Source organism: Streptomyces roseifaciens (assembly GCF_001445655.1).
Lineage (GTDB): Bacteria > Actinomycetota > Actinomycetes > Streptomycetales > Streptomycetaceae > Streptomyces > Streptomyces aureoversilis.
On record NZ_LNBE01000004.1, the window covers coordinates 75,616 to 86,235 of the forward strand.

Sequence of the window (10,620 nt, forward strand, 5' to 3'; positions counted from 1 at the left end):
GTACCCGGAGCGGAGCAGTGATGCGAACCCGCGGCAAAGCGGTGCGTACCCGGGCCGGAGCAGCAGCGGCGCGCCCCCGCAGCAGGTGGACGCCCTGGCTCTACCTCGCCCCCGCCCTCGTCCTCATCGGCGGACTGCTGGTCTACCCCGTCTACGAGCTCGGCCTCATCTCCTTCCTGGAGTACACGCAGGCCCAGGTCAGCGGCGGCCGGCCCACCTCCTTCCAGGGCTTCGGCAACTACGCGGCCCTCTTCGGCGACGCCCAGTTCCGGGAGGTGCTCGTCACGACGGTCGTCTTCGCGGCCGCGTGCGTGCTCTCCACCCTTGCCGTCGGCTGCGCGCTCGCCGTGCTCCTCACCCGCGTGCGCGCCCTGCCCCGCCTCGCCCTGATGGCCGCCGCGCTCGGCGCGTGGGCCACGCCAGCCGTCACCGGCTCGACGGTCTGGCTCTTCCTCTTCGACCCCGACTTCGGGCCCGTCGACAAGGCGCTCGCGTGGCTCGGCCTGTCCGGCTTCGAGGGCTACGCGTGGACGTACGACCGCTACAGCGCCTTCGCGCTCGTCCTCCTCGAAGTCGTCTGGTGCTCGTTCCCCTTCGTCATGGTGACCGTCTACGCGGGCATCCGGGCCATTCCCCGCGAGGTCCTGGAGGCGGCCGCCCTGGACGGCGCCTCGCAGTGGCGCGTCTGGCGCGGGGTCATGGCACCGATGCTCCGGCCGATCCTCGTCGTCGTCACCATCCAGTCGGTCATCTGGGACTTCAAGGTCTTCACCCAGATCTACGTGATGACCAACGGCGGCGGGGTCGCCGGACAGAACCTGACCCTGAACGTCTACGCCTACCAGAAGGCGTTCGCCTCCTCGCAGTACAGCCTCGGCTCGGCCATCGGAGTCGTCATGCTGCTGATCCTGCTCGCCGTCACGCTCGGATACCTGCGGCTGCTCAGGCGCCAGGGGGAGGAGATATGAGCTTTCCTCGTTTCGCCGGCGTCCGCTTCCCCCGCGTCCGCCGCCCGTGGCGCCTCGCCGCCGAGGCCGCCGCCCTGCTGACCGCCGTCGTGGTGGCCTTCCCGCTCTACTGGATGGTCCTGTCCGCGGTGAAACCGGCGGGCGAAGTGCAGTCGGAACACCCCCGCCCCTGGACGTCGGAGCCTTCCCTGGACGCCTTCCGCCGCGTCTTCGGCCAGCAGGACTTCGCGCGCTACTTCCTCAACAGCCTGCTCGTCGCGGGCACCGTCGTCGTGGTCTCCGCGGTCGTCGCCTTCCTCGCCGCGACCGCCGTCACCCGGTTCCGCTTCCGGTTCCGGACGACGCTGCTCGTCATGTTCCTCGTCGCCCAGATGGTGCCGGTCGAGGCCCTCACCATCCCGCTGTTCTTCCTCCTGCGCGACGCGGGGCAGACCGTCCCGGGCATCGGCCTCAACACCCTCGGGTCGCTGATCCTGCCCCACATCGCCTTCTCGCTGCCCTTCGCGATCTGGATGCTGCGCGGATTCGTCCGGGCCGTGCCGGAGGCGCTGGAGGAGGCGGCCTACCTCGACGGCGCGAGCCGTGCCCGCTTCCTGTGGCAGATCCTCTTCCCCTTGGTCTTCCCCGGGCTCGTCGCGACGAGCGTCTTCTCCTTCATCTCGACGTGGAACGACTTCCTCTTCGCGAAGTCCTTCATCGTCAGCGCCACGGAGAACTCCACCCTGCCGATGGCGCTCCTCGTCTTCTTCAAGGACGAGGGCAACGACTGGGGCGGCATCATGGCGGCGTCGACCGTCATGACCGTCCCGGTACTCGTCTTCTTCGTACTCGTACAGCGGAGGCTCGTGTCGGGCCTCGGCGGAGCGGTGAAGGACTGAATCCCATGAGTCATTCCGAATCGTCCCTGGGGGACCTGATCCCCGCCGCCCGGGAATCCACCCCGGTGGTCGGCCCCGGCCGCAGGCGGCTCTCCGTCCTCGACGCAGCGACGTGCATCGAGGCCCGGCCGGGCACCGAGGGCGTCGCACGCTGGCTCCGTGCCACCGTCGGCGCCGCCACCGGGCTCCCGCTTCCGGACGGCGAGGAGGTCGAGGGCGGGGACAACTGCATCAGCCTGCGCATCTCGCCTGAACTGGAATCCGAGCTCGGGCCCGAGGGCTACACCGTTTTCAACAGCGGATACGGGGTGCACATCCAGGGCGGCAGCGCGGCCGGGGTCTTCTGGGGCGCCCAGACCCTCCGTCAGCTGCTCGGCCCCGAGGCCTTCCGGCGGGCGCCGGTCACGGGGAAGCGCGAGTGGGCCGTGCCGGCGGTCGCCATCCAGGACTCGCCACGGTTCGCCTGGCGCGGCGTCCTCCTCGACGTCGCCCGCCACTTCCTCCCCAAGGACGGCGTGCTGCGCTACCTCGACCTCCTCGCCGCGCACAAGCTCAACGTCCTGCACCTGCACCTGACGGACGACCAGGGCTGGCGCATCGAGATCCTGCGCCACCCCCGGCTGACGGAGGTGGGCGCCTGGCGTCCGCGCACCAAGGCCGGGCACCGGGCCTCGCCGCTGTGGGACGAGCGGCCGCACGGCGGGTACTACACGCAGGACGACATCCGCGAGATCGTGGCGTACGCGGCCGAGCGGCACATCACCGTCGTCCCCGAGATCGACGTCCCGGGACATTCGCAGGCCGCCATCGCCGCGTACCCCGAGCTGGGCAACGCCGATGTCGTCGACACCGCCGCCCTGACGGTGTGGGACACGTGGGGCGTCAGCCCGAACGTCCTCGCCCCCTCCGACGCCACGCTCGCCTTCTACGAGGACGTCCTCACCGAGGTCCTCGACCTCTTCCCGTCGACGTTCGTGCACATCGGCGGCGACGAGTGCCCCAAGGACCAGTGGAAGGCGTCGCCGGCCGCACAGGCCCGGATCCGGGAGCTGGGCCTGGCGGACGAGGACGAGCTGCAGAGCTGGTTCGTCCGGCACTTCGACCGCTGGCTGGCCGCGCGCGGCCGGCGCCTCGCCGGCTGGGACGAGATCCTCGAAGGCGGCCTGGCCGAGGGCGCCACCGTCTCCTCCTGGCGGGGCTACGCGGGGGGCGTCGCCGCCGCGCGGGCCGGACACGACGTCGTCATGTGCCCCGAGCAGCAGGTGTACCTCGACCACCGGCAGGCGCCCGGTACCGACGAGCCCGTACCCATCGGCTACGTCCGCACCCTGGAGGACGTCTACCGCTTCGACCCCGTGCCGCCCGGCCTCACCGGCGCCGAGGCCGCCCGCATCCTGGGCGCCCAGGCCAACCTCTGGAGCGAGGTGACGGAGAACCAGCAGCGCGTCGACTACCAGGCCTTCCCGCGCCTGGCCGCCTTCGCCGAGGCCGTCTGGTCGGACCTGCCCGCGCCCGCCGAGCGCGACCACCGCGCCTTCGAACGCCGTATGACCGCCCATTACGCCCGGCTCGACGCCCTGGGCGTGGACTACCGGCCGCCCGGCGGCCCCAGGCCCTGGCAGCGCCGCCCGGGCGTCCTCGGACGCCCGATCGAGGGCGCGCCCCCGATCGTGTGAGCCACGGCCAAGCTGCGCGCCGTTGCGCCGGACGGCTGGCACGGTAGTCCTTCACACACTGCCGTAAGTCGTAAAAAGGCCCCCTAAAATGGCAATCCGTACACAGCGGGGACACTCCCGGAAATCGGACCATTCGCATTGCCGGGGACGGATCGGCGGTTCGTGGACCCTCGCGACGGCGGAGTCCGAAGATGTGCCAGAGTTGCCACGTCCGGGCCGTGAGGACGTACCGTACGGCGGGATCGTACGGCGGGATCAGGCCGGACAGCCGGGACCACCGGGGAAGGGGCAGCTGGGTTGACCACGCACGCACCGCAGGCAGCGCACACGGTGACGCTGCCGGGCTCGCTCGACGAGGCCGTGGCGGCGCTGGCCGCCATGCCCGCGGCCGTGCCCGTCGCGGGTGGCACCGATCTGATGGCCGCCGTCAACTCCGGGCTGCTGAGGCCCGCCGGGCTCGTCGGCCTCGGCCGCATCAGCGAGATCCGCGGCTGGCAGTACCAGGACGGCCACGCCCTGCTCGGCGCCGGCCTCACGCACGCCCGGATGGGCCGCCCCGACTTCGCGGCGCTCATCCCGGCGCTCGCGGCCGCCGCCCGCGCCGCCGGCCCGCCCCAGATCCGCAACGCCGGCACCCTCGGCGGCAACATCGCCTCCGCCGCGCCGACCGGTGACGCCCTGCCCGTCCTCGCCGCCCTCGAAGCCACCCTCGTCATCGCGGGCCCCGGCGGCAGCCGCCGCGAGATCCCCGTCGGCCACCTCCTGACGGGCTACGAGATGCTCGCCCCCGGCGAGCTCATCGGCTACGTCCGCGTGCCCCTGCTGCACGCCCCGCAGACCTTCCTCAAGGCCACCGGACGCACCGGCCCGGGCCGCGCCACCGCGTCCGTCGCCGTCGTCCTCGACCCCGCCCGGCGGGGCGTGCGCTGTGCGGTGGGCGCCGTCGCGCCCATGCCGCTGCGCCCGCTCGACGCCGAGCGCTGGGTCGCCTCCCTCATCGACTGGGACGGCGAGCGCACGCTCGCCCCCGAGGCGTGCGCCGCCTTCGGCGACTACGTCGCCGCGGCGTGCATCCCGGACCCCGCGCCCGCTCCCGACGGCGGGGAGCCGGGCACCCTGCCGCCCGCCGCGCTGCACCTGCGTCGTACGGTGGCGACTCTGGCCCGCCGAGCACTGGGGAGGGCACTCGCGTGAGTGACGAACAGCGACAGGCCCACGCCGCCGGCCCGGTCGGCTGGCAGCCGATCCCGCGCGGCGGGGAGTACGACGAGGGCACCACGTTCCTGCAGCTGCCCCCGGAGCTCCTCGCGCATCCGGGCGCAGCCATGAACGGCACCGGCGCCTGGGACCCGCTGGCCGCGGCCGGCTCGGGCGGCTACACCCCGCCCTCCACCGACTCCTGGCAGCAGGCACCGGCGGCGGCCGGTGCGGGGGTGCAGGGGCAGTGGGGCGCGCCTGGGGCTTACGGGCAAGGGCATGGACACGGGCAAGGGCATGGGGACGCGGGTGGCCATGAGAGTGGCCATCAGGGCGGCTACGAGCCGGTGTCCGAGACCTCTGAGGCCCATGGCGGGGTCCACGGTGGTGCGCATGACGGCGCCTACGGTGAGACGTACGGCGAGGGCGTGCACGTCGGTGGCGCCCATGGTGGCGCCCAGGGTGGTGGCCTTCATGACGGCGGTCTGCACGACGGCGGTCTGCACGACGGCGGTCTGTACGACAGTGGCGTGCACGACGCCGGTGTGCATGACGCCGGGCTTCACGACGGTGGGCTTCACGACGCCGGGCTTCATGACGGTGGCGTGCACGGCAGCGGGGCTCACGACGGCGGTCACCATGACGGTGCCCTCCACGACGGTGCCCTCCACGACGGTGGTGCCGACCCGCACGCCACGGCGGAGTGGCCGGCGCCCGGTGCCGGCTCGACGGGCCAGTGGTCCGTGCCGGCCGCGGGCGACGACCCCGTCGACGAGTCCGGTGAGTACCTCGTCCGCGGTGCCGCCCCGGAGGCGCCCGCGGCGCCGGTGACGCCGCCGGCTCCCTGGTCGGCGCAGCCCGTCGACGACTCCTGGCGCCAGTCGCTGGCCGCGGCCACCCCGGCCGCGGGTACGCCCGTCCCGGGCGCCGACACCGGCCAGTGGTCGGTTCCGGTTCTGCCCGGGGACGCGGCGGATGCGGCGGACACGTCCGGCGAGTACGCGCGGGACGGCTTCCCCGGCGCGGCCGCGGAGAGTTCCGCTTCCGCCCTGCCCGGCGAGCCTCCGGCCGTGGACGCGACGAGCACGTTCACCGTGCCGGCGTACGTCAGCGACGTCACCGGTACGAGCGATAATCCGGGCGGGGTCGCGACGCCGGGGACGGCCGGGACGGAGCACGAGCCGCCCGCTGCTTCCGCCTTCGTTTCCGCCTCCGCTTCCGCCTTCGCCTCCGAGGAGCCGTCGTCCGCGGCGGAGCCGGAGCCGGAGCCCGCGGGACAGCCGGAGGGTTCCGTTGCCGAGCACGGGCAGGAGCAGCAGCCTGCGCCGCACTCGCAGCATGCGGTGCACGCCGAGTCGTTCGCCCACCCGGGCCCGGCCGAGCAGCACGCCCAGCCGACGCTGCCCGAGCAGTTCGTACCGCCGCAGGGATCGCCGGATGCGGCCGATGCCGTAGCTGCCGAGGCCGTGGGGGCCGATGCCGTGGCGGAGGAGGCGGCGTCGCCCGCCGCGCCCGCCGACGGCCCCGAGCGCGATCAGGACGCCTCCGGTGCCGACGCCGACCCGGGCGCCGGCATTCCGGAACACGCCATCCCCGGCCCCGGCATCCCGGCGCACGACACCCTCGGCGCCGGCGATCCCCTCGGTGCCGCCGACCCCCTCGGGTCCGCAGGCCACCCCGCCGGGTCCGCAGGCCACCCCGTCGAGTCCATCGGTCACCCCGCCGGGTCCACAGACCATCCCGCCGGGTCCACCGGTCACCCCCTCGACCTCTCCGACCCCCTCGGCGTCCCGCAGAACGAGCACCCCTGCACGTCCTACGTCCTGCGCGTCAACGGCACCGACCGGCCCGTGACCGACGCCTGGATCGGCGAGTCCCTGCTCTACGTCCTGCGCGAGCGCCTCGGCCTCGCCGGGGCCAAGGACGGCTGCTCGCAGGGCGAGTGCGGGGCCTGCTCGGTCCAGGTCGACGGGCGGCTCGTCGCGTCCTGCCTCGTCCCGGCGGCCACCACGGCCGGCGCGGAGGTCCGTACGGTCGAGGGCCTGGCCGTCGACGGCCGGCCGTCCGACGTGCAGCGGGCGCTCGCCGAGTGCGGCGCCGTGCAGTGCGGCTTCTGCGTGCCCGGCATGGCGATGACCATGCACGACCTCCTCGAGGGCAACCACGCCCCGACCGAGCGGGAGACCCGTCAGGCCATCTGCGGCAACCTCTGCCGCTGCTCGGGCTACCGGGGCGTGCTCGACGCGGTCCGGCAGGTCGTCGGCGAGCGCGAGGCGACCGCGGCGCAGGAGCTTCAGGACGCGGAAGCGCAGCAGCACGAGGTGCAGCCGGATGCGGACCAGGCCCGTATCCCGCACCAGGCGGGCCCGCACGGCGGGGGCAGCGGAAAGGCGACGACGGCATGACGGGAAGCGGCGGAATGGGCGGAATGACGGGAATGGCGGGCGCGGCCGAAGGTGCCGCCACGGCCACCGCCGTCCCTCTGCTCGCCTCGCCCGGCGGCCCAGCCGAACCGCAGCGCGGCATCGGCGCCTCCCTCACCCCGGCCGACGCGGAGGCCAAGACCCAGGGCATCTACCCGTACGCGGCCGACCTGTGGGCCGAGGGCCTGCTGTGGGCCGCGCTCCTGCGCTCCCCGCACCCGCACGCCCGCATCCTGTCGATCGACACCAGCGAGGCCGCCCGGATGCCGGGCGTCCGCGCCGTCGTGACGCACGCGGACGTGCCCGGTGACGCCGCCCACGGCCGCAAGATCGCCGACCGCCCGGTCTTCGCGTCCGACATCGTGCGCCACCACGGCGAGCCGATCGCGGCCGTCGCCGCCGACCACCCCGACACGGCGCGGCTCGCCGCGGCGGCCATCGCCGTCGAGTACGAGGTGCTGGAGCCCGTCACCGACCCCGAGCAGGCCTTCTCCGCCGAGCCGCTGCACCCCGACGGCAATCTGATCCGCCACATCCCGCTGCGCTTCGGCGACCCCGATGCGGTCGGCGAAGTGATCGTCGAGGGCCTCTACCGGATCGGCCGCCAGGACCCCGCGCCCATCGGCGCCGAGGCCGGCCTCGCCGTGCCGCGTCCCGACGGCGGCGTCGAGATCTACACCGCGTCGACGGACCCGCACGCCGACCGCGACCTGGCCGCCGCATGCTTCGGCCTGGCGCCCGAGCGCGTGAAGGTCGTCGTCACCGGCGTGCCCGGGGCGATGGGCGACCGCGAGGACCCCGGCATGCAGCTGCCGCTCGGCCTGCTCGCGCTGCGCACCGGCCACCCCGTCAAGCTCGTCGCCACCCGCGAGGAGTCCTTCCTCGGCCACCCGCACCGCCACCCCACGCTGCTGCGCTACCGCCACCACGCGGACGCCGACGGCAAGCTGGTGAAGGTCGAGGCGCAGATCCTGCTGGACGCGGGCGCCTACGCCGACACCTCGTCCGACGCGCTGGCCGCCGCCGTGGCCTTCGCCTGCGGCCCGTACGTCGTCCCGCACGCCTTCGTCGAGGGCTGGGCCGTCCGCACCAACAACCCGCCGTCCGGCCACATGCGCGGCGAGGGCGCCATGCAGGTGTGCGCCGCGTACGAGGGCCAGATGGACAAGCTCGCGGCACGCATGGGCCTGGACCCGGCCGAGCTGCGCCTGCGCAACGTCCTGGCGACTGGCGACCTGCTGCCCACCGGCCAGACGGTCACTTGCCCCGCCCCCGTCGCCGAACTCCTGCGCGCCGTCCGCGACTACCCGCTGCCCGCCCTCCCCTCGGACGACCCCGAGGAGGAGTGGGTGCTGCCCGGCGGCCCCGACGGCGCGGGCGAGGCCGGCGCGGTGCGGCGCGGCGTCGGCTACGGCCTGGGCATGGTGCACATGCTCGGCGCGGAGGGCGCCGACGAGGTCTCGACGGCCACGGTCAAGGTGACGGGCCCGGTGGCCACGGTCATCTGCGCGGCGGTCGAAACCGGCCAGGGCTTCGCGACCCTCGCCCGCCAGATCGTCCAGGAGGTCCTGGGCCTGGACGAGGTCTACGTCGCCCCCGTCGACACCGACCAGCCCCCGTCCGGCCCCGGCGCGCACAGCCGCCACACGTGGGTGTCGGGCGGCGCGGTCGAGCGGGCGGCGCGGATGGTGCGGACGCAGCTGCTGCAGCCGCTCGCCGCGCAGTTCGGCATGTCGGCGGAGCTGCTGACCATCGCCGACGGCAAGATCACGTCGTACGACGGGGTGCTGAGCACGACGGTCGCCGAGGCCCTGGAGGGCAAGGAACTCTGGGCCACGGCCCAGTGCCGCCCCCACCCCACGGAGCCGCTGGACGAATCGGGCCAGGGCGACGCGTTCGTGGGCATGGCCTTCTGCGCGGTGCGCGCGGTCGTGGACGTGGACGTCGAACTGGGCTCCGTCCGGGTCGTCGAAATGGCAGTGGCCCAGGACGTGGGCCGAGTCCTCAACCCGAAGCAGGCCCGCGCCCGCATCGAGGCGGGCATCACCCAGGGCGTCGGCGCGGCCCTGACGGAAAACCTCCGCACGGCGGGGGGAATGGTCCGCCGCCCGGACTTCACGGGATACGCGTTGCCGACGTCGCTGGACACCCCGGACGTCCACATCGTGAAGCTGGTCGAGGAGCGCGACGTCGTTGCTCCTTTCGGGGCCAAGGCGATCAGCGCGGTACCGGTGGTGACGTCGCCGGCGGCGGTGGCGTCGGCGGTGCGCGCGGCGACGGGACGCCCGGTCAACCGGCTGCCGATCCGGCCGCAGGCGGCGGTGGCGACGTCCGGCTGACGCCCGCCTGACGCCCGGCTGACCGTTCAGCCGAGTCTTTGCGTGTCACTGCCCGGCGATACTGTGTAGCGTGAAGTTACATGTGACGGCGGGCGGTTGGCGGGTGGGGAAGGCAGTGACGAGGCGCACGTGACTGGGTACGCAACTCCGGGGGGAGCGGGACAGGGCCCGAAGGGCGGCCTGGCCGCCGAACTGGCGACCCTGAAAAAATTCAAGGGCAGGGTCGACGATCTGCTGAAAACGCTCGACGAGTCCGACGGCGCACCGGGAAAGGTCGCCGACACCGCCCTGACCCAGGCCCACCTGGGTCAGGGCTTCCACGCGGCAGAGGCCCTCTTCGGTGTCTACCGCGACGTCCACAACGACTTGGTGACGCTGGCCAACCTCCTCAACGACCAGATCCAAGCGCTGAGTTCCGCTGTCCTGGATGCCCATTCGGGCTACGCCAACACGGACGCGGAGGAGCGGGAGAAGCTCTGGGCGATCCACGAGCGGATGCAGCGCCAGTACGACCCGAAGCTGGACCCGGACCCGGACACCGGGCCTGCGCAGCCGCACACGTCGCGGACGGGGGGCCGTACGGATCTGCGCGGCAACAGCGAACCCAACGGGAAAAGTCACTTCTAAAGGCGGGAAGGAAGCACAGCACTCATGACCGACCGAGCCGTGACCAGAAGCGCCAAGGACCCCCGCTTCCCGCCGGTATGCGCACCCGCCGAGGACTTCTACGAAATCCCGCACGAGAAGCTCCAGGCGATGGTCGAGCACGCGGACCAGCACCGGGTCATCGCCATCGGCCTCCAGCTCAATGGCGCGTCCCAGGCCATCAAGAAGCTCGGGGACGACCTCAAGAAGCACATGGAGGGCGTCGTCTGGTCGGGCGAAGCCGGCGAGGCGTTCCGCAGGTGGGGCTACTCCATGGCCAATGAGACGATCAAGCTCGGCGATTACGTCAAGAAGGTCAACGAGTGGATGGGCTACGCGTCCACGGACCTGGGCAGCGCGAGGCGGATGCCGAAGTACTCGCCCGAGGACAGGGCCACGGTCGATGCGTGGCTGAAGAGCGCCCCGTTCCCGACGAAGACCGTCCCCTCACCGTTGGCCCCGGGCATCCCTCACGATCCCGTGGGCGGCCCCAC

8 protein-coding genes are annotated in these 10,620 nt (G+C 73.3%); 7 read left to right on the top strand and 1 reads right to left on the bottom strand.

The window, feature by feature from the left end; all coding sequences use genetic code 11:
• Positions 1-20 precede the first annotated feature (20 nt).
• From AS857_RS17425 to AS857_RS17455, 7 genes are all read left to right on the top strand, one after another.
• Positions 21-968, top strand: a complete 948-nt coding sequence (locus AS857_RS17425) for a carbohydrate ABC transporter permease (protein WP_058044243.1) — start codon at positions 21-23, stop codon at positions 966-968.
• Positions 965-1,846 carry a carbohydrate ABC transporter permease gene (locus AS857_RS17430; protein WP_058044244.1) on the top strand — a complete coding sequence of 294 codons (882 nt, stop codon included), beginning with the start codon at positions 965-967 and terminating at the stop codon, positions 1,844-1,846. Before AS857_RS17425 ends, AS857_RS17430 begins: the two co-directional genes overlap by 4 nt.
• Before the next feature lie 5 nt (positions 1,847-1,851).
• Entirely contained in the window at positions 1,852-3,522 is a 1,671-nt protein-coding gene (locus AS857_RS17435; protein WP_058044245.1) for a beta-N-acetylhexosaminidase, read from the top strand.
• Positions 3,523-3,819: 297 nt separating this feature from the next.
• On the top strand, positions 3,820-4,716 hold the full coding sequence (locus AS857_RS17440) for an FAD binding domain-containing protein (RefSeq protein ID WP_058044246.1): 897 nt from the start codon (positions 3,820-3,822) through the stop codon (positions 4,714-4,716).
• Positions 4,713-7,124, top strand: a complete 2,412-nt coding sequence (locus AS857_RS41515; RefSeq protein WP_058044247.1) for a (2Fe-2S)-binding protein — start codon at positions 4,713-4,715, stop codon at positions 7,122-7,124. The genes AS857_RS17440 and AS857_RS41515 overlap by 4 nt, the downstream gene beginning before the upstream one ends.
• 32 nt (positions 7,125-7,156) lie before the next feature.
• Complete coding sequence (locus AS857_RS17450; protein ID WP_058044248.1) at positions 7,157-9,481, top strand: xanthine dehydrogenase family protein molybdopterin-binding subunit; 2,325 nt, start codon at positions 7,157-7,159, stop codon at positions 9,479-9,481.
• A gap of 129 nt (positions 9,482-9,610) precedes the next feature.
• The gene (locus AS857_RS17455; RefSeq protein ID WP_058044249.1) at positions 9,611-10,108 is read left to right on the top strand and encodes a hypothetical protein; all 498 of its coding nucleotides are present in this window, start codon (positions 9,611-9,613) and stop codon (positions 10,106-10,108) included.
• 350 nt (positions 10,109-10,458) lie between these two features.
• On the opposite strand, the gene AS857_RS41950 is transcribed toward AS857_RS17455, so the two are convergent.
• Positions 10,459-10,593 (bottom strand): hypothetical protein, encoded by a 135-nt coding sequence (locus AS857_RS41950; protein WP_275477371.1) that lies wholly within the window; start codon positions 10,591-10,593, stop codon positions 10,459-10,461.
• Positions 10,594-10,620: the final 27 nt, after the last annotated feature.

Excerpts from the sequence above, each read along its gene's own strand:
- AS857_RS17425 (WP_058044243.1), top strand. The coding sequence starts at position 21 with ATGCGAACCCGCGGCAAAGCGGTGCGTACCCGGGCCGGAGCAGCAGCG.
- AS857_RS17430 (WP_058044244.1), top strand. The coding sequence starts at position 965 with ATGAGCTTTCCTCGTTTCGCCGGCGTCCGCTTCCCCCGCGTCCGCCGC.
- AS857_RS17435 (WP_058044245.1), top strand. The coding sequence starts at position 1,852 with ATGAGTCATTCCGAATCGTCCCTGGGGGACCTGATCCCCGCCGCCCGG.
- AS857_RS17450 (WP_058044248.1), top strand. The coding sequence starts at position 7,157 with ATGGCGGGCGCGGCCGAAGGTGCCGCCACGGCCACCGCCGTCCCTCTG.
- AS857_RS41950 (WP_275477371.1), bottom strand. The coding sequence starts at position 10,593 with ATGCCCGGGGCCAACGGTGAGGGGACGGTCTTCGTCGGGAACGGGGCG.